This is a genomic window from Bacillus sp. JUb11, assembly GCF_024807925.1.
Taxonomy (GTDB): domain Bacteria; phylum Bacillota; class Bacilli; order Bacillales; family Bacillaceae; genus Bacillus; species Bacillus altitudinis.
In genome coordinates this window covers 79,593-104,961 of record NZ_JANUEZ010000003.1, presented here as the reverse complement: position 1 = coordinate 104,961, position 25,369 = coordinate 79,593, and the positions used below count along the sequence as shown (strand labels likewise).

Annotated in this window: 22 protein-coding genes; 15 read left to right on the top strand and 7 right to left on the bottom strand. The window is 43.5% G+C overall.

Going from position 1 to position 25,369, the window contains the following annotated elements; genetic code table 11:
• Nucleotides 1-35 precede the first annotated feature (35 nt).
• Complete coding sequence (locus M2369_RS06535) at nt 36-1,364, bottom strand: LLM class flavin-dependent oxidoreductase (protein WP_039165237.1); 1,329 nt, start codon at nt 1,362-1,364, stop codon at nt 36-38.
• A 374-nt stretch (nt 1,365-1,738) separates the two neighbouring features.
• Between M2369_RS06535 and M2369_RS06530 the strand changes: the two genes are divergently transcribed.
• Complete coding sequence (locus M2369_RS06530) at nt 1,739-2,551, top strand: zinc-dependent metalloprotease (RefSeq protein ID WP_024719439.1); 813 nt, start codon at nt 1,739-1,741, stop codon at nt 2,549-2,551.
• Between the two features lie 52 nt (nt 2,552-2,603).
• On the opposite strand, the gene M2369_RS06525 is transcribed toward M2369_RS06530, so the two are convergent.
• On the bottom strand, nt 2,604-2,789 hold the full coding sequence (locus tag M2369_RS06525) for a 2-hydroxymuconate tautomerase (protein WP_003214939.1): 186 nt from the start codon (nt 2,787-2,789) through the stop codon (nt 2,604-2,606).
• 107 nt (nt 2,790-2,896) lie between these two features.
• On the opposite strand from M2369_RS06525, the gene M2369_RS06520 reads away from it, so the two are divergent.
• Nucleotides 2,897-3,559 (top strand): site-2 protease family protein, encoded by a 663-nt coding sequence (locus tag M2369_RS06520; protein WP_047945771.1) that lies wholly within the window; start codon nt 2,897-2,899, stop codon nt 3,557-3,559.
• A 12-nt stretch (nt 3,560-3,571) separates the two neighbouring features.
• Nucleotides 3,572-4,090, top strand: a complete 519-nt coding sequence (locus M2369_RS06515; protein ID WP_012011599.1) for a YwhD family protein — start codon at nt 3,572-3,574, stop codon at nt 4,088-4,090.
• Nucleotides 4,091-4,215: 125 nt separating this feature from the next.
• On the opposite strand, the gene M2369_RS06510 is transcribed toward M2369_RS06515, so the two are convergent.
• Nucleotides 4,216-6,285, bottom strand: coding sequence for a transglycosylase domain-containing protein (locus tag M2369_RS06510; protein ID WP_100324671.1), 2,070 nt, complete (start codon nt 6,283-6,285; stop codon nt 4,216-4,218).
• Nucleotides 6,286-6,510: 225 nt separating this feature from the next.
• Here M2369_RS06510 and speE point away from each other — a divergent pair, with 225 nt between their 5' ends.
• The 5 genes from speE (at nt 6,511) to argS (ending at nt 10,924) form a co-directional block, all read left to right on the top strand.
• Entirely contained in the window at nt 6,511-7,341 is an 831-nt protein-coding gene (gene speE / locus M2369_RS06505; RefSeq protein WP_017360074.1) for a spermidine synthase, read from the top strand.
• Between the two features lie 69 nt (nt 7,342-7,410).
• Nucleotides 7,411-8,283, top strand: coding sequence for an agmatinase (speB, locus tag M2369_RS06500; protein ID WP_017360073.1), 873 nt, complete (start codon nt 7,411-7,413; stop codon nt 8,281-8,283).
• A gap of 76 nt (nt 8,284-8,359) precedes the next feature.
• Entirely contained in the window at nt 8,360-8,707 is a 348-nt protein-coding gene (locus M2369_RS06495) for a hypothetical protein (RefSeq protein WP_024719436.1), read from the top strand.
• A gap of 124 nt (nt 8,708-8,831) precedes the next feature.
• The gene (locus tag M2369_RS06490) at nt 8,832-9,254 is read left to right on the top strand and encodes a YwiB family protein (RefSeq protein WP_045033910.1); all 423 of its coding nucleotides are present in this window, start codon (nt 8,832-8,834) and stop codon (nt 9,252-9,254) included.
• On the top strand, nt 9,251-10,924 hold the full coding sequence (gene argS, locus M2369_RS06485) for an arginine--tRNA ligase (protein WP_041507914.1): 1,674 nt from the start codon (nt 9,251-9,253) through the stop codon (nt 10,922-10,924). The genes M2369_RS06490 and argS overlap by 4 nt, the downstream gene beginning before the upstream one ends.
• 526 nt (nt 10,925-11,450) lie before the next feature.
• On the opposite strand, the gene M2369_RS06480 is transcribed toward argS, so the two are convergent.
• A complete protein-coding gene (locus M2369_RS06480) occupies nt 11,451-12,419 on the bottom strand; it encodes a S66 family peptidase (protein WP_259253687.1) in 969 nt (322 codons plus the stop codon).
• Between the two features lie 150 nt (nt 12,420-12,569).
• Between M2369_RS06480 and cls (M2369_RS06475) the strand changes: the two genes are divergently transcribed.
• The 3 genes from cls (M2369_RS06475) to M2369_RS06465 all read left to right on the top strand — a co-directional run bounded on the left by cls (M2369_RS06475) (nt 12,570) and on the right by M2369_RS06465 (nt 17,101).
• Entirely contained in the window at nt 12,570-14,072 is a 1,503-nt protein-coding gene (gene cls, locus M2369_RS06475) for a cardiolipin synthase (protein WP_025208143.1), read from the top strand.
• A 105-nt stretch (nt 14,073-14,177) separates the two neighbouring features.
• Nucleotides 14,178-15,893, top strand: a complete 1,716-nt coding sequence (locus M2369_RS06470; RefSeq protein WP_041091393.1) for an ABC transporter ATP-binding protein — start codon at nt 14,178-14,180, stop codon at nt 15,891-15,893.
• A gap of 209 nt (nt 15,894-16,102) precedes the next feature.
• Entirely contained in the window at nt 16,103-17,101 is a 999-nt protein-coding gene (locus tag M2369_RS06465; RefSeq protein WP_008343497.1) for a S66 family peptidase, read from the top strand.
• A gap of 211 nt (nt 17,102-17,312) precedes the next feature.
• Here the strand turns inward: M2369_RS06465 and M2369_RS06460 are convergent, their stop codons facing one another.
• The 3 genes from M2369_RS06460 to cls (M2369_RS06450) all read right to left on the bottom strand — a co-directional run bounded on the left by M2369_RS06460 (nt 17,313) and on the right by cls (M2369_RS06450) (nt 19,812).
• Complete coding sequence (locus tag M2369_RS06460; protein ID WP_008343494.1) at nt 17,313-17,567, bottom strand: hypothetical protein; 255 nt, start codon at nt 17,565-17,567, stop codon at nt 17,313-17,315.
• 73 nt (nt 17,568-17,640) lie between these two features.
• Complete coding sequence (gene uvsE / locus M2369_RS06455; protein WP_259253686.1) at nt 17,641-18,603, bottom strand: UV DNA damage repair endonuclease UvsE; 963 nt, start codon at nt 18,601-18,603, stop codon at nt 17,641-17,643.
• A 12-nt stretch (nt 18,604-18,615) separates the two neighbouring features.
• Nucleotides 18,616-19,812, bottom strand: a complete 1,197-nt coding sequence (gene cls / locus M2369_RS06450; protein ID WP_019743242.1) for a cardiolipin synthase — start codon at nt 19,810-19,812, stop codon at nt 18,616-18,618.
• Between the two features lie 143 nt (nt 19,813-19,955).
• Between cls (M2369_RS06450) and M2369_RS06445 the strand changes: the two genes are divergently transcribed.
• From M2369_RS06445 to M2369_RS06430, 4 genes are all read left to right on the top strand, one after another.
• Nucleotides 19,956-22,067 carry a (Fe-S)-binding protein gene (locus tag M2369_RS06445; RefSeq protein ID WP_024718768.1) on the top strand — a complete coding sequence of 704 codons (2,112 nt, stop codon included), beginning with the start codon at nt 19,956-19,958 and terminating at the stop codon, nt 22,065-22,067.
• A gap of 103 nt (nt 22,068-22,170) precedes the next feature.
• Nucleotides 22,171-23,346: an acetyl-CoA C-acetyltransferase gene (locus tag M2369_RS06440; RefSeq protein WP_259253685.1), complete on the top strand. Its 1,176-nt coding sequence runs from the start codon at nt 22,171-22,173 to the stop codon at nt 23,344-23,346.
• Nucleotides 23,347-23,365: 19 nt separating this feature from the next.
• On the top strand, nt 23,366-24,229 hold the full coding sequence (locus tag M2369_RS06435) for a 3-hydroxybutyryl-CoA dehydrogenase (RefSeq protein ID WP_041507905.1): 864 nt from the start codon (nt 23,366-23,368) through the stop codon (nt 24,227-24,229).
• Between the two features lie 11 nt (nt 24,230-24,240).
• Nucleotides 24,241-25,353 (top strand): acyl-CoA dehydrogenase family protein, encoded by a 1,113-nt coding sequence (locus M2369_RS06430; RefSeq protein ID WP_259253684.1) that lies wholly within the window; start codon nt 24,241-24,243, stop codon nt 25,351-25,353.
• Nucleotides 25,354-25,369 lie beyond the last annotated feature (16 nt).

Sequence of the window (25,369 nt, the reverse complement as noted above, 5' to 3'; positions counted from 1 at the left end):
AGGGGTAGCCTTTGAGCTAACCCCTCTTTTCATGTTTATTTCACTGTTTGTTTAAGAAACTGATTCTTCTTGATAGGCAGACCCAAATTTTCACGAAGGGTATGAGCTGGATAATTCGGGTCGTAATATCCTCTTTCTACCAATATCGGAATGACGTGCTCCGTCCATTCAGATAAACCGCTTGCTAGAATAGGTGCGCCAAAAATAAACCCATCTGCGGCATCTTCTTCGATCCATTGGATCAGCTGGTCTGCCACTTGTTCATAAGTTCCGAAAAAAGCACTTTTGGGAGTGGTTACTCGTAGAGCGACTTCTCTTAAGGTCAAGCTTTGTTCTTTCGCCATTTTTTTAATCGATTCAGTTGTGGATTGAAAGCTGTTTGAACCGGCATCACCGATATCAGGAAATGGCTCATCAAGTGGAAATTGACTGAAGTCCAAGTGATCAAAGAACCTGCCCAGGTAGTGAAGGGCTTCTTCAATAGAGACCAGATGTTGAATGGCTTCATATTTTTCTTCTGCTTCTTCTACTGTTCGCCCTGTAATCGGGTGGATACCGGGGAAAATTTTGATGTCAGATGGATTTCTGCCCAGCGCTGCGGCTCTATTTTTCACGTCGCGGTAATATGCTTTCGCTTTCTCAAGTGAGTCTGCATTCGTAAATACTGCGTCCGCTTCTTTTGCGGCTAGATCCTTTCCTGCCTCTGACGCACCTGCCTGGAAAATTACCGGTTGCCCTTGTTCAGATCGTTCGATATTCAAAGGACCTTTGACAGAAAAGTGTTTGCCATGATGGTTTAATGTGTGCAGTTTATCCCGATCGAAGAAAACCCCTGTTGATCGATCCCTTAAAAAAGCATCTTCTTCCCATGAGCTCCAAAGGCCGTTCACTACTTTTAAGTATTCTTCTGCAATTTCATATCGAAGTGAATGGCTTGGATGCGGACGAATGATGTGATTTTCAGCAGAGCCTTCAAGTGGGGAAGTCACAACATTCCATCCGGCCCGGCCTTTGCTTAATTTATCTAGGGATGCAAATTGCCGTGCAATGGTAAAGGGCTCACTGTAAGAAGTGGATACGGTGCCCACAAGTCCAATTTGTTTCGTGACCGCTGCAAGAGCGGATAAGATGGTTAATGGTTCAAATCGGTTCAAGAAATGAGGAATTGAATGTTCATGAATATATAAGCCATCTGCGACAAAGACAAAACGGAAACCCGCTGCTTCTGCCTTTTTTGTCATTGCTTGATAATAATCAATGTTCACACTTGCATCTGCTGGAACGGATTCATCCTTCCATGCATTCATATGACCTCCTGGACCATGTAACATCAATCCAAATTGTATGTGCTTTTTTTCAGACATGTGGATCGTCCCTTCTGTTTTGAAATAGCATTGTTTTTATGTTCTTCATCATAAGGGAGAATCGCAAAGAAGTATAATTCGTATCAGTAAAGTCTGAATTTATCTTTTCTAATATCAATTTTTGCTTCTTTATATGGTGTGGCTGGGTCTATAACAGCACTTTAGAAAAAGATGGATGTTTACTAAGCGAATGTCCCGGATCAAAAGTTCTGCTTTTTGATAAAATGTGTGTCAAAATATCCGAAAAATTAGTGAAAATGACATGTTTCGACTTTCTTCCTGTATATCCAATTCCCTGTTTTTGACTGAATAGAAGGAAAATGGTGAATTTTCAGTGAATATATAACCTTGTGAAAAACAAAGGAGGGATAGGAATGAAAAAGCGTTCAGTCTTTTTGTCATTTTTATTGGTAGGTAGTTTGTTACCGGGGGTAAGTTCAGCTTCTGCACCAGTTGCAAGTGCAGGTCATGGGCATGATCATGGTCATGCGCCGTTTGAAACACATATTAGTGAAGGGTTGCCAAAGGCAAACGATTTTAAAGATTTGACGAAGGCACCTCCTATTGAAAGAGATGTGACAACAAAGATTTTAGATGAGTCTGGTAAACAGGTAGGGTCTAGAACCTTTAAAGCAAATACAGGAGATTCGATTTCAACAAAAGCTAGTACAGGCAGTCAGAAAGTGACCGTCTATGCAGTAGCTGATGCGCAGTATCGTGCGAAATATAGCGATTGGCAGACGCGCATTGTCAGCATCATTGAGCAAGCGGATGTGACATTTAACCGTGATCATGATGTGGACTTTGTCGTACAAGCCGTAGGGTCTTGGACGTCTTCAGGATCAAATGCATCACAAATTTTGTCTAACCTTCAGCGCAGCTTTGATGGCAGAGGATACGATTTTGTCACAGGATTTACAGCAAATCCAAACTTTGATGCTGGCGGAATCGCTTATGTCTACAATAGTGCACCAAGCGGAAGTGCATTCGCCGTTAACCTTGACCAAGGAACAGCGAATACAGCAAAAGCGGCTACGCATGAATACGGCCATAACTTTGGTTTGCCGCATGATCCTCAAGGAAGCGGAATTGTCTGCTTAATGAATTATGATTATTCTTACACTGTCGATTTCTTCGATGCGGCTCATAAAAATCAAGTGAACCGTAATAAAGCTTGGTACAGATAAGGTAAGAGAAAAAAGGACAAACACCGAAAAAGTGTTTGTCCTTTTTATATGCTTACAGGTCGCTCATTCGCTTTCCTGCTACAGCATAATGTTCTTTTTTCATTTCTTCAATAATGACAGAGACTTTTTCTGCACCTGCGCCTGTTGTTTCAACAACGGCATCAGTGACTTTCTCCACAAGAGCTCTTTTCTGCTCATCTGTTCTTCCTTCAAGCATTTGAACGGTGACAATTGGCATGGCGAAAACCTCCTTTTTCCTTTCATGCTACGCTTCCCTTTAGTTTAAGGGACTTCTTATAGTATACTGAATGAAGTAAATCATTGTATAGAAAGAAAGAGGGATTCATGCCTTTGGACCAATTTCTTGTTTATCCATTAGAACTGATTCCATATGTCGCCATTACGCTTGTTGTGGCTTTTACGATGCACGAGCTGGCGCATGCATATGTTGCGTATCGTTTTGGAGATCCGACAGCTAAAAATCAAGGCAGACTGACGCTCAATCCATTGAAGCACCTTGATATTTTCGGGACGATCTTGATCTTTGTGGCTGGGTTTGGCTGGGCGAGGCCTGTACCTGTGAATCGGTACCATTTCAAAAACCCACGTCTCGCAGGGATATGTGTGTCAATCGCAGGACCTTTAAGCAATTTGGTTTTGGCATTTTTGGGCTTTTGTGTGTATGCGCTTCTTCAGAAATTTGGCGGGGAGTCGCTCATGCGCTTTGAGCCGGGGATCGATTATTTCTTCCAAATCTTTATTAACTTGAACGTGATTTTGTTCCTATTTAACTTATTACCGATCCCGCCGCTGGATGGATATCGTATTATTGAGGATGTTGTCAGTCCCGGCATCCGTGCGAAGATGACGCAGTTCGAACAGTATGGAATCATCATTTTCCTCATCTTCGTCATCACACCGCTAGGTCAGTTTGTTTTTGTTCCATTGATCGGAATGCGGGATCAAATCATATACTGGTTTAATCTTATTTTGAAGCCGCTGCTTTAGGAGGTTTAATGAATGGAAGGTAAAAAGAAGAAACCAATTGGTTTTAATATCATTAAAAAAACAGATGCCACGGATGGACATGGAGGCTTTGGTGCAGGTGCTCTCAGCCTTGATAATATCTCGCCGGTGATCATTGATGTGGAGGAAAAGGAAGCCGTCATTGATATTGGTGCGATGCATGCAAGAAGTGCCGTCGAAAAAGGAATTAAATTTTTAAAAACCAAAGAAGAGGTACCTAACGGAAAACCGTATTGGCTCGTATGGGTGACGATTGACCGCAGAGAAGAGGGGCCATATTATGCAGGAGTCACAGCTTGTGAAATGACAGTTGACCGCTCGATCCGCAGAGGATATAAGTCACTTCCTGAGCATGTGAATTTAATGGATAAATCCATGAAGCGTAAAATCGTTGTCAGTCATATGGATGATGTATCGAAAAAGGTGCTCGCTGATTTCTTGAAGAGTCACAATGAAGCGTTATGGGAAGCATCCACAGATGAATTAAAAGAAGGATTGGCTGTTCCTGAGTAATTGTGAAATTTTTGTGAAGAATGATGAATGGATACCAATTCCAAGCGTTTTTTCAGTAAACTGGTGTTAAAGCTAGGACATGGAGAATCCCGAGATGCAGATCTCGGGGTTTTTCATGTCCATTTTTAACGTTTCAGCCACTTTTCCCACCATTTCTTAGGCTGTTGATCTTGAGCTTTGTCTTGCTCAGAAGCTTTGTTCTCGGCACCATAGCAGACACCGGTCGGCTCCGTTCCTTCTATAAAATAGGTAAATACCTTTGATTCGCATCCTGGGCCTGCGAGATCACCGGTTTTTGGATTGATATATACGCCTTTTACACCGTCTGGCGGCATGAAGGAGGAGGCTGGCTGGTTTGAGAGGGCTGATTCCATAAAGGAAGCCCATATCTTTTTCGCATAGGCGGTTTCTTTGACCGAGTCAATGGTGCGTCCTTTATCATAGCCGGTCCACACACCTGTGACGAGCTGGGGAGAGAAGCCGATCATCCAGCTGTCAGCACCTGTCGTCCCCGATTTCCCTCCATACGTTCTGGTAAGATCTTTTGAAATGGTACGACCTGTGACACTTGTATAGCCATTTAATTGATGATTGAACATCCCTGACATCATGTCAGTGGTGACAAATGCTGCTTTTTCATCTAGTACTTGCTCTCGTTTTTGTTTCTCCTCAAAGAGTACGTTGCCCTTTGCGTCCGTTACTTTCGTAATAAAGGTTGGCTTGACACGTTTTCCTCCATTGACCAGCATCGCGTAAGCATTGGTCATTTCGATTGGTTTGACAGGTGAAGTACCTAGCGCAAGTGAAGGCACTTGATCTAGTTTTTCGTGAATCCCGAACGTTTTGCCTGCACGTACAAGCTGTTCCATTCCTAAAAATAGATGGGTTTTGACCGCATAAATGTTATCAGATAGAGCCAAAGCCTGAAGCATCGTAATACCGTCATTGGCGTAATAGCCGTGATAGTTGCTTGGTGAATAAGCGGCGCCGCTTCCTTGCTCATCGAGTTCAAAAACAGTTTCTTCACTGCGCATCACGGTTGCTGGTGTAAACCCATTTTGCAAAGCCATGTAATAGAGAAGTGGTTTCATTGTTGAACCCGGCTGTCTTTTTGCTTGTGTGACCCGATTGAATGGGCTTTTCTCGTAATCTCTTCCGCCTATGAGGGCGAGTACATGACCTGTTTGGGGATGGATGGCAGCAAAGCCAATTTGGATACCTGTTTCAGAATCCATGATGTTGGTTAAAGTCTTTTCAGCGATTTTTTGTAATTCAGGTTGTAAGGTCGTTTCGATATGAAGACCATACGTTTCAATTTGTTCCTCGGTTAAGCCCAGCGTTTGTTTCAGTTCACGAATCACATCATCATAAAAATACGGGGCCTGCTTTGCTTGCAGCTGCTTTTGTTTGAGCGGGCGATAGGACAGCTTTTCCTTGCTGGCATCAGTAGCCGCTTTTTTCGTAATCATGCCATCCTCTTGCATTTGCCTCAGAATCATATTCTTTCTTGCGCTGGCTTTCTCCTCATTCACATAAGGGGAGTAGAGAGAAGGCCCCTTTGGAATACCGGCAAGCAAGGCAGACTCAGCTAAAGTTAAGTTCTTCGCTTTTTTTCCAAAGTAAAGGCGGGATGCCGCTTCCACACCGTATGCGCCGTGGCCATAATAAATGGTGTTCAAGTATCCTTCCAATATCTCATCTTTTGTATAGTTTTGTTCTAAGCGGATGGTGTAAAAGGCTTCATTCCACTTCCGCTTCCATGTTTTATCATGATCTAAATATAAATTTCGTGCGTATTGCTGGGTGATCGTGCTGGCGCCTTGTACCTTTGCCATTGCACGAATATCTGCCACAGCAGCACCTGCCATTCGTTTCACATCAAAGCCGTGATGCTGATAAAAGGTTTTATCCTCAACTGCGACCACTGCCTGCTGTATATGAGGGGACATGTCCTTTAACGGAACCCAGTATCTCTTTTCTCCAAAGCTCGATTCGCCAAGTTTAGACCCATCGGCTGCATAAATGGTCGTGGATTGGGGAACTTGAACAGAGGGAGCGCCTTGCCACTTAGCTAGTAAAAGAATCGTCAAAAAGACTGTGCCAGCAAATAGAAAAGCGAGCAAGCCGATAAAAAAACAGGCCCGAATCGTTTTCACGGTCATGCGGATTTTTTTATTACTCATGATTGTGTCCATGCAAAGCCCCCATTTTGACGGTTTTTTATCAGTATGGGACAAAGAAAACCGTTTTAAACAGGCGACTGCAAGGGTGTGCTTTAAAAATGAAGTTATCTCATGCGGTTCTTTACAATTTGATATGAATCCACTATACTTTTTTCTTGGACAATCGATATAGTCATAGCCGATAAAAGGCGCTAACAATAGATGTTTGTTTATTATTGGATGAGAGGAAGATGAACAATGAGCGAACTTTGGTATACAGAGAAGCAAACGAAGAATTTTGGCATTACATTGAAGGTGAACAAAACCCTTCACACAGAACAAACAGATTTTCAGCATTTAGAAATGGTGGAAACAGAAGAGTTTGGTAATATGCTGTTTTTAGACGGTATGGTGATGACATCAGAGAAAGATGAGTTTGTATACCACGAAATGGTGGCACATGTTCCTCTTTTCACTCATCCAAACCCGGAAAATGTTCTTGTCGTAGGCGGAGGAGACGGTGGTGTCATTCGTGAAATCCTGAAGCATCCAAGTGTGAAAAAAGCGACACTTGTTGATATTGATGGCAAGGTCATTGAATACTCGAAGAAGTTCCTTCCTTCAATTGCTGGGAAACTAGACGATCCTCGTGTAGAGGTGAAAGTCGGAGACGGCTTTATGCACATTGCGGAAGCCGACAACGAATATGACGTGATCATGGTTGACTCAACTGAGCCAGTTGGACCAGCTGTGAACCTGTTCTCTAAAGGTTTCTATGCAGGAATCTCAAAAGCACTCAAAGAAGACGGTATTTTCGTTGCACAGACGGACAACCCTTGGTTCACACCTGAGTTAATTACAAATGTACAGCGTGATGTAAAAGAAATTTTCCCGATTACCAAGTTATATACAGCGAATATCCCAACATATCCAAGCGGTCTTTGGACATTTACTATCGGTTCTAAGAAGTATGATCCACTTGCTGTAGAAGACAGCCGCTTCTTTGATATCGATACGAAATATTACACAAAAGAATTGCACAAAGCGGCATTCGTTCTGCCGAAATTTGTGAGCGACTTAATCAAATAAATCAAGCGAAGTGGAAATGCGCAAATGACCGTTTGCGCATTTTTTGAAGCGTAAAAGGAGGAATCTTGTATGAGATTCGACGAGGCTTACTCAGGAAAAGTGTTTATTGGAAGTCATCCGACATGGGAAGATGCAAAAGTCATTTTATACGGGATGCCGATGGATTGGACCGTCAGTTACCGTCCGGGTTCTCGTTTTGGCCCGAACCGTATTCGTGAAGTATCCATTGGATTAGAGGAATACAGTCCTTATTTAGATCGTGAACTGCACGAGGTGCCATTCTTTGATGCTGGCGACATCCCGCTTCCATTTGGCAATGCACAGAAAAGCTTAGATTTAATTGAAGAGTATGTCGACAGCATTTTAGAAAAAGGGAAGTTTCCATTAGGAATGGGCGGCGAGCATCTTGTGTCTTGGCCGGTTTTCCGTGCGATGTATAAGAAATACCCTGATTTGGCAATCATCCATATGGACGCACATACAGATCTTCGTGAGGAATATGAGGGTGAGCCGCTTTCACATTCGACACCGATTCGTAAAGTTGCAGGACTTATTGGACCTGAAAATGTATACTCTTTCGGCATCCGTTCTGGGATGAAAGAAGAATTTGAATGGGCAAAAGAAGCAGGCATGCACATTTCTAAATTTGAAGTACTCGAGCCATTGAAACAAGTATTACCAAAGCTGAAAGGCCGCCCAGTTTATGTGACAATTGACATCGATGTACTTGACCCAGCTCATGCACCTGGTACAGGAACTGTAGATGCTGGCGGTATTACGTCAAAAGAACTGCTGGCATCTATTCATGCCATTGCTGGTTCTGATGTGCATGTCGTCGGTGCAGACCTTGTAGAGGTAGCGCCTGTATATGATCATTCCGATCAAACGGCGAATACAGCAAGCAAACTTTTACGTGAAATGCTGCTTGGTTTTGTGAAATAACATTGATAGAGGAGCTTGTCATCTCATATGGACAAGCTCTTTTTTTACATTGGTGACATGATAAAGGAGGCAGGTCGTGTTTTCTTCTGTATTGATGGTATTACTCGCTTTATGTGTGTTAGCGGCAGGCTTTCTTACGCTGAAAAGAGAGCTTGCAGCGAGTCCGCCCACGTTCACCTCAAAAAAAGAGACAAAAGATGAGATGGTTCATCTGTTTCAGGATCGAGGCTTTTTCTATCTTACTGGCATAGCGCTGTTGATGCAGTTTGTTTATAAGCAAGGGCATCTTCTTCCATTTGATTTCTTTCAGGCATTTTTGGCAAGTTCAGGCATCCAAGCACTGTTTTATCTCATCAATCGAAAAAGCGCAGGGCTCAAGACTGGACTCGTGATAGGGGTGAGCTTCATTTTTCTTTTTTTCTAAAGAGACATGTGAAGATCAAAAAGGGGGTTTCATCCACACGAAGATGAGAAATGATGGGATGATAGGCAATCGGGATTATGGTATACTATTTTAGTTAAACGGGTCTTAGCAAAGGAAGTGCAAAATGACACAAAACCGAATTTCAATTCATGTAAAGTCAGTGATGAAACCAGAGACGGAACCGGCTGAAACGATCGAATTCCGAACAACTGGAACGTATCAAGAGAAGAATGACAAAACGTATCTCACTTACCATGAAGAACATGAAATGGGTCAAGTAAAAACTGTTGTCAAAATAAGTGAAAAAGAAATTTTTGTCATGAGATCAGGTGCAATTCAAATGAAGCAGCGCTTTCTCACTGGAGAAACGACCGTGACACATTACACGATGCCATTTGGCACACTTCAGCTCGATGTGCACACACATGGTATTGATCTTGATGTAGACAATGGGCTTCTACACATTACGTACGATATGCTGACAGGTGAAGATCAAAAGCATTTACATACATTATCGATTTCATATAAGGAGGATTTACGTTCATGAATATCGCAGAACAGGTCAAAGATGCGTTAAAAGAAGAAATCATTGCGGCAGTCGTCAAAGCAGGACTTGCTGATGAAAGCCAGGTGCCGGATGTTCTTTTGGAAGTGCCAAAAGACAAAACTCACGGTGATTATTCCACCAATATGGCGATGCAGCTTGCCCGCATTGTGAAAAAAGCACCTCGTCAAATCGCCGAGGACATTGTGAATGCATTTGACAAAGGCAAAGCGTCAATTGAAAAACTGGATATTGCAGGTCCAGGATTCATCAACTTTTATATGAACAATCAATATTTAACGAAACTGATTCCGGCAGTTCTTGAAGCAAAAGAGGCTTATGGCGAAACGAATACAGGCGGCGGTCAAAAAGTACAAGTCGAATTCGTCTCAGCCAACCCAACAGGTGACCTTCACCTTGGACATGCCCGCGGCGCAGCTGTAGGAGATTCTCTTTGCAACATCCTTGATAAAGCAGGCTTCGACGTGAGCCGTGAATACTATATCAACGATGCAGGCAATCAGATCAATAACCTTGCTCTATCTGTAGAAGTACGTTACTTTGAGGCGCTCGGTCTTGAAAAAGAAATGCCAGAGGACGGGTACAGAGGAGAAGACATCAAAGGCATCGGGCAGAAACTTGCGGATGAATTTGGTGACCGTTTCGTGCATGAATCAGAAGAAGAGCGTATGAAATTTTTCCGTGAGTACGGTTTAAAATATGAACTAGAAAAACTACGTGTCGACCTAGAGAATTTCCGTGTCCCATTTGATGTGTGGTATTCTGAAACGTCTTTATATGAAAACGGAAAAATCGAACCAGCGCTAGAAACACTTCGCGCTAAAGGCTATGTCTTTGAAGAAGACGGCGCAACATGGTTACGTTCAACTGATTTTGGTGATGACAAGGACCGTGTCCTGATTAAAAAAGATGGCAGCTTTACGTACTTGCTTCCAGATATCGCATATCATAAAGACAAATTAGACAGAGGTTTTGACCAGCTCATCAATATTTGGGGGGCCGACCATCACGGCTACATTCCTCGAATGAAAGCGGCGATCCAAGCACTCGGATATCCAGCGGACAAACTGGAGGTCGAAATCATTCAACTCGTTCACCTTTACAAAAACGGTGAAAAGATGAAGATGAGTAAACGTACAGGTAAAGCCGTCACAATGCGTGACTTGATTGAAGAAGTGGGCTTAGATGCTACTCGTTATTTCTTTGCGATGAGAAGTGCGGCGACACATATGGACTTTGACCTAGACTTAGCGATTTCTACGTCTAACGAAAACCCTGTGTACTATGCACAATATGCACATGCGAGAATTTGCAGCATGCTTCGTCAAGGGGAAGAAAAAGGCTACGAGCCAAACCTTGAAAAAGCAGATTTCTCTCACATTCAGTCGGATAAAGAATACGATCTTCTGAAAATCATCGGCAGCTTCCCAGAAGTTGTAGCAGAAGCAGCAGAAAAACGTATTCCGCACCGCGTTACAAACTATATCTATGATCTAGCATCAGCCCTTCACAGCTTCTACAATGCCGAAAAGGTCATTGATGTTGAAAATGAAACAAAAACAACAGCACGTCTATCGCTCATGAAAGCAACACAAATCACGCTTGCGAATGCATTAAAACTTATCGGCGTATCTGCGCCAGAGAAGATGTAGTGGAATGAAGGAAAGCCCCGCTCTATTTTATGAGCGGGGCTTCTTTATATAAAAAACCCGCTATTCTCGAGAGATAGCGGGTTTTGAACATTAACCAAGCGTATTAATAATGTTAGAAATAGAATCGAATAATTGACTAAGTACATCAGAGAACATGAGCGTATCCTCCTTTCAGAAAGCATGTAGTATGTGCGTGTCATAGGAATTACCCAAGTGTGTTAATGATGTTAGAAATAGAATCGAATAATTGGCTAAGTACATCAGAGAACATGAGCGTATCCTCCCTTCGGCAAGCATGTAGTATGTGTGCGTTAATGGGATTATCCAAGTGTATTAATAATGTTAGAGATAGAATCGAATAATTGGCTAAGTACATCAGAGAACATGTTTTTGCCTCCTCTCTTTTCTTTTTACATCTACTTAACGAAGGGGATGAAGGGTTGGATCACTTTTTTAAAAAAAATTTTAAAAAGAAATGATGGCATAGAAAAAGCACCCGCATATGAGGGTGCTTTTTAGGTTTTATTTATGCATGAACACGCCATTGGATTTGTCCGCCGTCGCAGGAGAGCTCGGAACTCCCGCCAATCGGCAAGGTGAAGACCGGCTGTGTATGTCCGATATCGACATCGTAAATCACTGGAATGTGTTGAAGCATTGGGTGCTTATCTAGGATGAACCTCAAATGTTCCTCTGTCATCTTGGATTTCTTTTGAAAACGTCCGATGATTAACCCTTTAATGGATTCGGCATGCTGCAAGAGCGAGGCAAGGTCTCTGGCGAACATTTCAGGAAAGACCAAGTCATCATCTTCTACAAATAAGATGGCATCCTTGATGCGAGGCATAAAGGGTGTCCCTTGCAGTAAGTTCAGTGTACAAAGATTTCCGCCATACAAGGTGCCTTCAGCTGTTCCTTCCTGATAAATCCCCCATGTTGTCGGATGAAACTGCCTATTTACTTGATCAAGATACCACGCATCATCACTCCACTTTGTAGAAGGGGTGACATCAAATGGCTCGCTGCTCATCACGCACGCTTGAAACATGGCTGTCTGCTCCTCTTGTCCTTGTTCCATTTGGAAACTGGAGAAATGAGGACCTGAGTACGTAACCATGTCACATTTGGCGGTAATGGCGTTTGCAAGTGCGGTAATATCACTGTAGCCGCAAAGAACTTTTGGGTGCTGACGAATCAAATCATAATCTATATAAGGCAAAAGCTCATTGCAGTTAAAGCCGCCGATTGCTGTCAAAATGCCGTCGACTTCATCATTTGAGAATGCCTCATGTAGATCAGATAAACGGTGTTCAATAGAAGAAGAGGAATGCAGATCACATTCAAACACGTGTTGTCCAAAAGAAACAGTGAACCCTAATGCCTCTAAACGTTTTTTCGCCTGAGCTATTCCTTCTTCTGATAAAATGCTGGCACTTCGGCTTGGAGCAATTACCCGAATGTGGCTTCCCTTTTTTAAAGCAGATGGTGTACGCATAAGTCATTCGTCCTTTCCTTCACATATTTTCCATTATATCGGATCAAAACGCTCCAGTCTGTAAAAGCTAAAAGAAAGCAGCAAACCGTGCGTTTCAGACGAGCTGTGCAAAGGGTATGGAAAAGAAAAAGACAGAATGAGGCGGAGAATGTGAAAAAGAGGAGACTGGAATTTCTATTTTTATATTTCATGATATTTGGGGCATATGTGGTGTTTTGGTGGCCGGTTCCAGCGTGGGGTTTTCAGCTTTACGCAGCTAGTTACATCGCCATCATTTTATTTAGTATTATTTCGCTTATGCTAGAGAACCGGACATCACAGCACACGCTGTTATGGATGTATGTACTGATCTTTTTCCCGATCATCGGCTATATGTTTTATTTGTTCTCGGGGCAGCTTTATGTCAAAGGACATTTGTTTAAATCAAAGAGAATGTATAACCGAGAAAAATTACGCAGAATATCAGAGCTTGAGAGTAAGCCGGATGAGACGCGTTTAACCGATAATCAGCGTGCTTTTTTTCATTACACAGAAAAAGCAACGGGTATGCATGTAAATACAAATAGTGATATGGAGATTTTAAAGAATGGAGAGGAAACCTTTCCTCGTATTTTTGAAGAATTAAAAAAGGCAAAAACGTTCATCCATATAGAATATTACATGTTCAAATCTGATTTCCTCGGTCACCGGATGATGGAGATCCTGATTGAAAAAGTGAAAGAAGGAGTAGAGGTCCGCTTCATCTATGATGCGGCTGGCAGCATTCGCTTCTCACGAAAAGATATTAAACGATTGAAGCAGGCGGGGATAAAGGTCGCTCCTTTTCTACCATTAAAATACGGATTCTTTAATCAAAAATTCAATTTCCGAAATCATCGAAAAATCGTGATTATTGATGGAGAAACAGGATTTGTTGGCGGGCTCAATGTCGGGAAGGAATATGTAGGACGCGATGAAAACATCGGCTTTTGGCGTGATACGCATACGATGTTAAAGGGTGAAGCCGTTCAGACACTTCACTCCATATTTATGCTGGACTGGGAGTATGTATCAGATGAAGTGTTAATTGATGATCCGAAGTATCACACCCCGCATCCGGTGACAGGAGAAGATGTCATTCAGGTCGTGCCGACTGGACCTGATATGAAGGAAAGTATGAGTGATTTATATGACGCACTCATTTCGAATGCACAGCAATTTGTCTGGATTGCGACACCTTATTTTGTCCCAAATGAATCCATTCGCACAGCGTTAAAAATTGCGGCCACAAGAGGGGTGGATGTGCGTGTGATGGTGCCTGAGATTAATGATGGATTTCTCACGCAATACGCCACACGATCTTATTTTTCTGAGCTTTTGAAAGAGGGCATCAAGGTGTATCACTATCAAAAAGGGTTCATGCATCAAAAGGTCATGATTGCAGATGGAGAACTTGCCTCTGTCGGAACGGCCAATGTTGATATGAGAAGCTTCCAACTCAATTTTGAGGTCAATGTCTTTACAGCGGCAAAGAAACCGATCGAGCAATTGATGGCTCATTATGAGGAAGATATGAAAGAATGTGAGCAAATGGGGCCGGTTCATTTTTATAAAAGGGGCTTAAAGGAACGTTTAAAGGAATCGTTTGCGCGATTGTTTTCAGGTGTATTGTGAGGGTTTCCAGGGAAAGAAATCATTTCCTGATCTAGTATTTCGATAATGATTCCTCTATAATTGAAAATTATTATCAATTATAGAGGAAGTGAGGTTCTTTTACATATGCTAAAACGCTTTTTTGCCTATTACAGGCCCTATCGTGGTCTGTTCTTTTTAGATTTCTTTTGTGCTGTGGCCGTCGGACTCATGGAACTAGGTTTCCCGCTGATCGTGAACTACTTCATTGATACATTATTACCAACAGGGAACTGGACGGTCATTGCCTGGACCGCACTTGCGCTGTTTGTCATTTACGCACTCAGCTCAGTGATGCAATTTATCGTGTCGTATTGGGGGCACATGCTTGGCATTAACATTGAGACCGATATGAGAAAAAAGCTATTTGATCATTTTCAGCGTCTCTCATTTAAGTTCTTTGATAACAACAAAACGGGTAAGCTTATGTCTCGAATGACCAATGACCTCATGTACATTGGTGAGGTGGCTCATCACGGACCTGAGGATTTGTTTATTGCGATTATGACCATTCTTGGCGCCTTTGCCGTCATGCTCATGATTAACTGGCAGCTTGCCATTTTAACCTTCTTGATTATGCCAGTCATCATCTGGTTAGCCCTTCATTTTAATAAAAAAATGACGCAGGCGATTACACAACTCAACAATGACATTGGAGATTTTCATGCAAGGGTTGAAAACAATATTGGCGGTATTCGTCTTGTTCAAGCCTTTGCAAACGAACATTTCGAGAAAAAGCGCTTTGCTGAAAATAACAACCGCTTTCGAAAAGCGAAACTTCTTTCCTATAAAATTATGTCGGTTAACGGATCAATCAGCTATATTCTCACAAGGCTTGTGACGCTGTTTGTCCTTCTGGCAGGTACATGGTTTGTTCTTCAAGGTCAATTAACGGCAGGCGGATTTATCGCCTTTGTCTTGATCACAAATGTGTTATTCAGACCCATTGATAAGATCAACACGGTGATTGAAATGTATCCAAAAGGCATTGCCGGTTTTAAAAGCTATGTTGATTTGCTTGAAACAGAGCCAGATGTGAAGGATACAGAAGGAGCACGTGATATTTACGGATTGAAAGGTGAAATTGAGTATCGAAACGTGACATTTGGCTACGATGAGCACAGTCATGTATTGAAGGATATCAACTTAAAGATCAAACAAGGGGAAACTGTTGCGTTTGTCGGGCCATCAGGAGCGGGGAAATCGACCATTTGCAGTCTGCTGCCTCGTTTTTATGATGTGGACGAAGGAGACATCACCATTGATGGTGTGAGCACAAAATCGATGACCCTGTCCTCTTTAAGACAGCAGATTGGCATTGTGCAGCAGGATGTCTTTTTATTCTCAGGCACCATTCGTGAGAATATTGCGTACGGCAACCTAGAAGCGAGTGATGCAGACATTTGGGAGGCGGTGCGACGTGCTCATTTAGAGGAGCTCGTTCAGCGTTTCCCAGAAGGGTTGAATACGGTCATTGGTGAACGCGGCGTTAAGCTATCCGGCGGTCAAAAGCAACGCTTGTCAATTGCACGGATGTTTTTGAAAAACCCGTCTATTCTTATTTTGGATGAAGCGACGTCAGCACTTGATACAGAAACAGAAAAAGCAATCCAAGACGCACTAAGCGAACTGGCAGTCGGCCGGACGACACTCGTCATTGCACACCGCCTTGCGACAATTAAACATGCAGACCGAATCATCGTCGTGACAGAGGAAGGCATTGAAGAACAAGGCCGCCATCAAGATTTAATCCAAATGGGCGGCGTCTATAGCAGACTGCACGAAGCGCAGTTTGGTCATTGAAGAGAAGTGATTGAATGAGTCCAGTTATTAAGCTGGGCTCTTTTTCGTATTGAGATATTTGCGACGCTGGTCATCAGTTTTACTGTCATCATATTTGGCCTGTTTAAGCTGTTAAATTGAAGTGTACTTTATTTTTAAATCGAGGCCCTTTTGAAAAAGGGCTTTTTTTGCTAGGATAGTAAAAACTCGTGTAGGAAGGATCTGATGGAATGAAGGGGCTTCGGCATTTACAGAAGGGCGATAAAATAGGTATTTATTCTCCCTCAAGTCCGGCATCTGCCACCTCGCCTCTTAGGTATGAGCGGGCGAAGGAATGGCTTGAACAAAAAGGATTCATTGTGGTACCAGGATCATTAACAGGGAAAGAGGATCACTATCGTTCGGGAACGATTCAAGAACGAGCAGCTGAGCTGAATGAGCTGATGGCGAGAGAAGATTTGTCCTGTATCATGTCGATGATTGGGGGGACGAACTCGAATAGTTTGCTGCCTTATCTCGATTTTGAGCTGCTGAAGAAGTATCCGAAAATCATGATTGGTTATTCAGATGCGACGGCGATTCTTTTAGCGGTTTATGAAAAAACGGGTCTGCCTGTTTTTTACGGGCCTGCACTTGTGCCGTCTTTTGGAGAGTTTGAACCATTTGTCGATCATACATATCAATCTTTCGAGGACATTCTCATTCATCCGCAGCCCATCCCATATCAGGTGAAAAAACCGCCCTTCTGGACGGACGAACGGATCAACTGGGAAGAGAAAATACGAGAAAAAGAAAAACGTCCAAACGATTGGATGTGCGTCATTGAAGGGCAGGCAGAAGGCAGACTGATCGGCGGGAACCTAAATGCCATGTATGGCATATGGGGAAGTGAATTCATGCCTCAAATCCAAAAAGGCGATATCCTTCTCATTGAAGATTGTATGAAAACCGCCTCCACCGTCGAAAAGAACTTCTCTCTGTTAAAGATAAATGGTGTGTTTGAACGGGTATCTGGTATCCTCTTAGGGAAACATGAGCTGTTTGATGATGAAGGAACGGGCAAAAGGCCGCACGATCTTTTACTTGAAGTACTGGGAGATACAAAGAGGCCGCTCATCGCGGAATTTGACAGTGCCCATACGCATCCGATGCTCACGATGCCAATCGGTACACAGGTAAAAATGAATGCATCGTCAGGTGAGGTTTGGCTGACAGAAGCATGGATATAAGAAAAAGAGCAGCCCTAAGGCTGCCTCAGCGTGTAGACAAACCCTCGCATTCGGTGTCAGTCCTGCGTGCCGGTACTCACGAATGTGACATTCGCTCCGCGCCGGTACTCGTCCTTCCTAGACTGCAAAGGTTTTCAACTACGCTGAAAAGAAGACAAAGGGATAAAATAAGGTTCATTTTATCCCTTTGTCAGCCTAAGGCTGCCTTTCTTTATGAAGCATTCTCTTTTTCAAACGGCTGAAGAAGGTCTTGTGCCTCTTTTCCTTCTACCACGATTAAATAGTCTGATTCTAAATGAGTAAGCCTAAAGGTTTCTAGCTCTACGATGTTCTTAATGTTGCACATTGTTTTTTTAGAATATACATATAAACGATGCTGAGCGTGCTGGCACTTTTCGTATAGAGAAATAAGCTTATGTAAATTCAATGCTTTCGCAGCAATTCGGATTGAATAGATTTGTGACATCTTCATATCCTCCTGTTAAATACTTTCTCACAATAGCTTTTTTACCCCCGTTGTGATAGAGGTAAACCTTTCTCTACGATTTCCACTCAATGGTGCCTCCGCCCGTCCGCCGATTGCCTCTGATCGCTGACAGTTCTTCAACAAGGCGGAGCAAGGCCTGATCCTTTTTCTTTGCCTCAATCATAAAATCCACATCACGACCATACGACTTTAAAGCTTGAAAAAGTGGCAATACAAAGGACATCTCTACTCCATCCGCATGGCTTCGTATCGCCTTTTCTGATTTTGGTGAGGATAAGTGGATTTTAGGCGGTATGCCAGTGTTTGCCCACGTGTCAAACACTCTTGGCAAAATGTCATCAAGTGCCGCATCATCATCTTTGTTTGCAATGTGATGGTGGTAATCAAATACAAACGGGATGCCATGCTTTTCACAAACATCAAGCGTTTCTAATGACGTATAGGTTTTGTCATCATTTTCAAGCGTCATTCTCGCCTTGATATGTGCAGGAAGCTGCTTTATATTTTCATCAAAACGCTGTAAAGCAGATGCCTTGTCGCCATATGCACCTCCGACATGAATGTTCACATAGCCTTCCTTTTCAAGCTTCATGGCCTCAAGCATTTCATAATGATAGGTCATATCAATGACGGCGTTTTCTGTAATGGATGGCTTTGGACTTGTGAACAAAGTAAATTGGTTGGGGTGAAAGCTCACTCGTAATCCATGCCGCTTTACGAGTTGACCAATCTCTAGAAATTCTTTGCGAAAGGGTGTCACAAAGTCCCACCGCACCTCAGGATGGGTGGCGAGCGGGACAATCGAGCTTGAAAAACGGTAAAGCGGAATATCATGGGCAATCGCAAAATAAAGCGTTCTTAATGTATTGACGAGGTTGGCTTTCGTCGTTCGCAATAGAGCCTCTGTCCTCTCTTCCTTTGAGAGCTTACTGTATCTTGCAAAGGTCAGCGACTTGGCAGGTGAAGCTTCCCATAAAGTGACGGCGTTGGATACATAACCAAATCGATAACGCATAGGTCAACTCCTTTATAAAAAATACGAGAACAGGGCGCCTATCCACTCAATTGGTCGCGTGAGAAGTGGGCGTTGTTTGTATTTTTCTTCAGTCATCAGTTCTGACACTTCCATGTGTTCACGAATCTTTTCCTCTACATGTGCGGTGAAGGCGGGATCATCAATGGCCACATCCACTTCTTCGTTGAAAAACAAACTTCGTTTATCAAAGTTCGCTGTACTGATCATACAACGGCTATGATCGATGAGAATGGCTTTCGCATGATAAAACCCTTTATAAAAACGATACACAAGACATCCAGCAGCAATCAGATCTTTCAAATAATGAAATCCAGCTTCTTTCACAAGCGGGTGATCTGCCTTCATTGGGATGATGATGTCTACAGTCACGCCTCGCTTCCGTGCGTCAAGAAGGGCGCTTAGAAGAGGAGCGGATGGAATAAAATAGGGCGTGCAGATGGTGATTTGCTTTTTCGCCTGTTGAATATCGTGAAGAAATAAGGCTTCTAAAGAAAAACCTGCCGTCGCACGTGTAGTGCACTGTAATGTTCCCGGTTCCAGTGTAGGAAAAACCTCGTATTGCAGCTGGTGAATACCAGATGACCGGTACAAATCATTCAGAAACACGTGCTGGAGGTCTGCGACAACCTGTCCTGTCATGCGCAGGTGATAGTCTTTCCAAATGCCAAACCTGCCGTTTTTCCCTACATATTCATCGCCGATATTAAACCCGCCAATGTAGCCGATCTTCCCATCGATCACCGTGATCTTCCGGTGATTTCTCATGTTCAAGCGATAAATGAAAAAAGGAAAACGTGGTTTGTTTAAAAAGTAAAATTGAATGCCGCTTTTTTCGAGCATCTGAATGGATGTTTGATCAAATGGATAGGAGCCTAACCGATCAGTGAGCAAAAAAACCGAAACACCTTGTTCTGCTTTCGCTTTAAGTGCTTGCAGAATCCTTTGCCCAATCTTGTCGTTCTTTACAATAAAGAACATCATATGAATAGAAGAAGAGGCTTGCTGTATATCCGTAAGCAGCTGATCAAACAGTGGTTCGCCATCATGATAAAAAACTGCATCGCCGCTTGTTTGGTCAAAAGACCGTTCAAAAGCATGGGTAGAAAAATATTTTCTCCCTATATAAAGATCTAGCCTGACGAGTAGAACAATGACGAAGACGACGAGTAGAATGATCCATGCGATCATGAAGGTTCCTCCTTTTTTACATATGACGATAGTGTACCCAAATGGGCAAAAAATATTGACTGAATACTCATTCATTATTTATGATAGAGGTACAACATGGAAACGGAACAAAGTGGGTCTTGGGGAATGAAAGGGGGAGCAAGATGAATAGCCTTTTAATTGTTAACTTGATTGCATTTGCGGCAGTGACCGCTTACGCTGTGTATTTGTTTATTTATCTCATTCGAACACGAGCCGCGTATATTCGTCTTGGCAAAAAAGAAGAATTTCAGAAAGACATGAAAAAACGCTTAGAACGTGTTTGGGTGAATGTGTTTGGGCAAAAGAAACTGCTGAAGGACAAGAAGAGCGGCATCATTCATGTGCTGTTTTTCTATGGATTTATTTTAGTGCAGTTCGGAGCCCTTGATTTTATTATGAAGGGACTTGTTCCAGACAGCGGGCTACCATTAGGTCCGCTTTACGGTGTCTTTACGTTCTTCCAAGAGGTAGTCACACTTCTCATTTTAGTGGCGGTGGTTTGGGCGTTCCATAGAAGATATGTCGAGAAGTTAGTCCGTTTAAAAAGGGGCTTTAAGTCAGGGCTTGTCCTTTTGTTTATTGGCGGATTGATGCTGACCGTATTACTGGGAAACGGAATGAACATCATTTGGCATGGGCACTCACTATCAGCAACTGAGCCAATTGCTTCCGGCATTGCTTTCTTGCTGGGCTGGCTTTCACCACTTGCGGCAACAATTGTGTTCTATGTCGCATGGTGGGTGCATCTTCTCATTTTACTGACGTTCTTAGTGTACGTCCCGCAGTCTAAGCACGCCCATCTCATCGCTGGCCCGGTCAACGTATTTGTCAGCAGATTGGACCCGCCAGGCAAACTGCAAAAAATTGATTTTGAAGATGAGACACAAGAAACGTTCGGCGTTGGGAAAATTGAAGACTTCCGTCAATCTCAGCTGATTGATCTTTACGCTTGTGTGGAATGTGGGCGCTGTACGAATATGTGTCCGGCGACAGGGACGGGGAAAATGCTGTCTCCAATGGATTTGATTTTACGATTAAGAGATCATTTAACAAATAAAGGGGCTGCCATTACTTCAAAGACACCGTGGGTTCCGCAGCTTGCTTTCAAACAGACGACAGGAAATCAACTGGCATTACAGGCAAGGGGAGCTGGAGCGGAAGAATCTGCGGCGAGCGCAATGTATCATCCTTCTCTCATTGGTGAGGTCATTACAGAAGAAGAAATCTGGGCATGCACGACATGCCGAAACTGTGAAGATCAGTGTCCTGTCATGAACGAACACGTCGACAAAATCATTGATATGCGCAGATACTTAGTACTGACAGAAGGAAAAATGGATGCAGATGCACAGCGTGCGATGACAAGCATCGAGCGACAAGGGAACCCATGGGGATTGAATCGAAAAGAAAGAGAAAACTGGCGTGATCTAAGAGAAGATGTGCACGTACCGACAGTGAAAGAACTGAAAAAAGCAGATCAGACCTTCGACTATTTATTCTGGGTTGGATCGATGGGTGCATATGACAATAGGAGCCAAAAGATTGCTCTTGCCTTTGCAAAACTGCTCAATGAAGCAGGGGTTTCTTTTGCCATCCTAGGCAATAAAGAGAAAAACTCAGGTGATACACCGAGAAGACTTGGGAATGAATTTTTGTTCCAAGAGCTTGCTGCAAAAAACATCGAAGAATTTCAAAAAAATGACGTAACCAAAATCGTCACGATCGATCCGCATGCTTACAATTTATTTAAAAATGAATACCCAGACTTTGGACTTGAGGCAGAGGTGTATCATCATACAGAATTGCTGGCAGAGCTAGTAAAAGAGGGGAAATTAACGCCTATTCATGAAGTGAACGAAGTCATTACTTTCCACGATTCTTGCTACCTAGGCAGATATAACGAGGTCTATGATCCGCCAAGAGATATTTTAAAAGCCATTCCTGGTGTGACACTGAAAGAAATGGAACGGAATCGTGAATCGGGGATGTGCTGTGGTGCCGGCGGTGGCTTAATGTGGATGGAAGAAGAGACAGGTACTCGAATTAACACAGCGAGGACGGAGCAGGCCTTACAGGTACAGCCGTCCATCATCAGCTCAGGGTGCCCATATTGTTTAACCATGCTTGGGGATGGGACGAAAGCGAAGGAAGTAGAAGAGCAGGTCGGCACATTTGATGTCGCAGAACTTCTTGAAAAATCAGTGTTTGGCGAAACGAGAACGCAGGCTTCATAAAGGTGTCAGGCCGATGGATCGACTGTTCATCGGCCAGTGGACACCGATATTTTATGAACTGTCTAGCATTTATGTATGCGGTAACAAATAGGAGGGGAAAGAAATGAGCACGACGGTCATTGTATCTGGGGCGAGAACACCATTTGGAAAACTAGGTGGAACTTTAAGTCGTTTGACTGCTGCAGAATTAGGCGGGATGACGATAAAAGCTGCGCTGGAAAGAGCCTCAAATGTTCATGAAGTGGATGAAGTCATCATGGGCAGTGTCCTTCAAGGAGGACAAGGTCAAATTCCTTCAAGACAGGCAGCTAGACATGCAGATCTCCCTTGGTCGGTTCCGACGCAAACCATCAACAAAGTCTGTGCTTCAGGAATGCGCAGTGTCACGACAGCCGATCAAATCATTCGAGCGGGAGATGCCAAGGTGATCGTGGCAGGCGGCATGGAATCCATGTCTCATGCTCCTTATCTTCTGAAAAAAGCACGATGGGGTTACAAAATGGGAGATGGTGCTGTACAAGATGCCATGATTTTAGATGGATTAACCTGTTCGTTTACAGGTGTTCATATGGGTGAGTATGGAAGCATGGCGGCGAAAGAGCTTGGCATTACACGAGAAGAACAAGACCTTTGGGCGTTAAGAAGTCATGAACGAGCCATTGAGGCGCAAAAAAGCGGCTTTTTTAAAAATGAGATCATCCCCGTTACCGTCAAGAATAAAAAAGGAGATCAGCTGATTTCAGAAGATGAGGCCCCGCGGCGTGATACGTCATATGAACGTTTGTCAAAACTGATGCCCGTTTTCGATCAGGCAGGTACGATTACCGCTGGCAATGCACCGGGTGTCAATGATGGTGCAAGTGCGCTTCTATTAATGAAAGACACATACGCCATGCAGCAAGGTGAAAAACCTCTGGCAGTTGTGCTTGGGCATGCGCAAGTAGCAGTAGAGGCAAAGGATTTTCCGAAAACACCAGCCTATGCCATCGAAAAAGTGTTAAAGAAAACAGGGAAGCAAGTAGAGGATATCGATTTGTTTGAAATCAATGAGGCTTTTTCAGCGGTTGCATTGGCATGCGAAAAAATTCTTGGACTGGATCGGCGGAAAATGAATGTGAACGGAGGGGCAGTCGCGATTGGTCACCCGATTGGAGCAAGCGGAACACGTATTATACTGACCTTGATTCATGCACTCAGACAAAGAGGCGGCGGGATCGGCATTGCGGCAATTTGCAGCGGCGGGGGTCAAGGTGATGCGATCATGATCAAGGTGGATTAAAAGGGAGGCGTTCATTGTCATGAGTATAGAAGAGACCGTCATGGTCGTTGGGGCTGGGCAAATGGGCTCGGGTATTGCCCAAGTATTTGCACAGTCAGGTTATACCGTCCTGCTCCATGATACGGCAGAGGAGCAGATTCATCGAGCCATTTCCTCTATGACCAAACAACTGACGAAACGAGCAGAAAAAGGAAAGCTGGCACATCAGGCAGTCCGTGATATTACACAGCGATTGGCTGTTTCAACAGATTTAAAGGATGTACAGCAGACGCATTTAGTGATTGAAGCCGCATCTGAACAAATGAAGATCAAAAAACAAATCTTTGAAACCCTCGATCAATTTGCACCTGATGACACGATATTTGCGACAAATACGTCTTCCTTGTCGATCACAGAATTAGCAGCCGTGACGAAGCGGCCTGAGAAAGTGATCGGTATGCATTTTATGAATCCAGTTCCCGTGATGAAACTTGTGGAAGTAATCCGTGCGCTACAAACGGATGATGCCACGTACCAATTTGTTTTTGACACCGCAAAGACATTAGACAAAACCCCAATAGAAGTGGAAGACTTCCCTGGGTTTGTGTCAAACCGTATTTTGATGCCGATGATCAATGAAGCCATTTATACCCTTTATGAAGGCGTGGCAGATGTAGAAAGTATTGACGGCATCATGACGCTTGGAATGAACCATCCAATGGGCCCGCTTCGTCTCGCCGACCTCATCGGGCTCGATACTTGTTTATTTATTATGAATACCCTTCACGAGGGTCTTGGAGATAGCAAATATCGACCTTGTCCTCTTTTGAAAAAATACGTGAACGCAGGCTGGCTGGGCAAAAAGACAAAGAGAGGTTTTTACACTTACCACGACCACTCATAGGGGGAGTCAAGATGGATGTGTTGCTGACAGAAAAACAACGTCTTTGGAGAAAACGAGTAGCAGAATTTGCACGCCAGCATGTATTCCCTGAAACAGAAGCGATGGAACAGGGCGTGTTCCCGAAAACGCTTTTAGCTGAAATGGGTCGGCAAGGCTTTTTAGGCATTCCGATCCCAGATAAGTATCACGGATTAGGGGCAGATTTCACAACCTATATCATGGCGATTCATGAATTTTCCAAAGTAAGTGCAACCATCGGTGTCATTGTATCCGTTCATACATCCGTTGTGACGATGCCGATTTTGGCGTTTGGAACGACTGAACAAAAAGAATCCTACGTTCCCAAGCTTGCGTCCGGGCAGAAGCTGGGCGCCTTTTGTCTAACTGAACCGAAGGCAGGATCAGATGCCTCTAGTATTCAGTTGAAAGCAGAGCGCACAGACGATCACTATGTGTTAAATGGAACGAAAATTTTTATCACAAGCGGCGGTGAAGCAGAAGTCTATCTTGTATTTGCGGTGACAGACCCGGCTTCTGCTAAGAAAAATATATCAGCATTCATTGTGGAGAAGGGGACACCAGGATTTACGATCGGAAAAGATGAGAAGAAAATGGGCCTGCATGGATCAAAAACAGTCACACTTCATTTTGACGGTGTTCGAATTCCAAAAAAACAGCTGCTCGGCGCAGAAGGAGAAGGCTTTCGGATTGCCATGTCTAGCTTAAATGCGGGGAGAATTGGCATTGCGGCTCAAAGCCTTGGTATTGCAGAAGCCGCATTAGCTGAGGCGGTCACGTATTTAAAGCATCATCCAGCTGGCCTTGAAACGACCATTCGGTTGGGCGATCTGGGCACCAAGCTGGAAGCGGCAAAACTTCTTGTCTATCAAGCGGCTTCTTATAAAGAGGCCAATCGCCCTGTCACGAAGGAAGCGTCGATGGCGAAGTTATTTGCATCTAAAACAGCGGTTGATATTAGTACTGAAGTCATCCATTTGCTTGGTCTAGCCGGTTACACGAAGCAATACCGAGCAGAGCGGTACTTTCGTGATGCGAAAATTTGTGAGATTTATGAAGGAACAAGTGAAATACAAAGGCTGGTTATTTGTAAACAGCTAATATGAAGTGAGGTGGCTCATG

Bases quoted from the DNA above. Each gene is read 5' to 3' on its own strand.
- M2369_RS06535 (WP_039165237.1), bottom strand. From the start codon at position 1,364: ATGTCTGAAAAAAAGCACATACAATTTGGATTGATGTTACATGGTCCA.
- M2369_RS06530 (WP_024719439.1), top strand. From the start codon at position 1,739: ATGAAAAAGCGTTCAGTCTTTTTGTCATTTTTATTGGTAGGTAGTTTG.
- M2369_RS06525 (WP_003214939.1), bottom strand. From the start codon at position 2,789: ATGCCAATTGTCACCGTTCAAATGCTTGAAGGAAGAACAGATGAGCAG.
- M2369_RS06520 (WP_047945771.1), top strand. From the start codon at position 2,897: ATGCCTTTGGACCAATTTCTTGTTTATCCATTAGAACTGATTCCATAT.
- M2369_RS06515 (WP_012011599.1), top strand. From the start codon at position 3,572: ATGGAAGGTAAAAAGAAGAAACCAATTGGTTTTAATATCATTAAAAAA.
- M2369_RS06510 (WP_100324671.1), bottom strand. From the start codon at position 6,285: ATGGACACAATCATGAGTAATAAAAAAATCCGCATGACCGTGAAAACG.
- speE (WP_017360074.1), top strand. From the start codon at position 6,511: ATGAGCGAACTTTGGTATACAGAGAAGCAAACGAAGAATTTTGGCATT.
- speB (WP_017360073.1), top strand. From the start codon at position 7,411: ATGAGATTCGACGAGGCTTACTCAGGAAAAGTGTTTATTGGAAGTCAT.
- M2369_RS06490 (WP_045033910.1), top strand. From the start codon at position 8,832: ATGACACAAAACCGAATTTCAATTCATGTAAAGTCAGTGATGAAACCA.
- argS (WP_041507914.1), top strand. From the start codon at position 9,251: ATGAATATCGCAGAACAGGTCAAAGATGCGTTAAAAGAAGAAATCATT.
- M2369_RS06480 (WP_259253687.1), bottom strand. From the start codon at position 12,419: ATGCGTACACCATCTGCTTTAAAAAAGGGAAGCCACATTCGGGTAATT.
- M2369_RS06470 (WP_041091393.1), top strand. From the start codon at position 14,178: ATGCTAAAACGCTTTTTTGCCTATTACAGGCCCTATCGTGGTCTGTTC.
- M2369_RS06465 (WP_008343497.1), top strand. From the start codon at position 16,103: ATGAAGGGGCTTCGGCATTTACAGAAGGGCGATAAAATAGGTATTTAT.
- M2369_RS06460 (WP_008343494.1), bottom strand. From the start codon at position 17,567: ATGTCACAAATCTATTCAATCCGAATTGCTGCGAAAGCATTGAATTTA.
- uvsE (WP_259253686.1), bottom strand. From the start codon at position 18,603: ATGCGTTATCGATTTGGTTATGTATCCAACGCCGTCACTTTATGGGAA.
- cls (WP_019743242.1), bottom strand. From the start codon at position 19,812: ATGATCGCATGGATCATTCTACTCGTCGTCTTCGTCATTGTTCTACTC.
- M2369_RS06445 (WP_024718768.1), top strand. From the start codon at position 19,956: ATGAATAGCCTTTTAATTGTTAACTTGATTGCATTTGCGGCAGTGACC.
- M2369_RS06440 (WP_259253685.1), top strand. From the start codon at position 22,171: ATGAGCACGACGGTCATTGTATCTGGGGCGAGAACACCATTTGGAAAA.
- M2369_RS06435 (WP_041507905.1), top strand. From the start codon at position 23,366: ATGAGTATAGAAGAGACCGTCATGGTCGTTGGGGCTGGGCAAATGGGC.
- M2369_RS06430 (WP_259253684.1), top strand. From the start codon at position 24,241: ATGGATGTGTTGCTGACAGAAAAACAACGTCTTTGGAGAAAACGAGTA.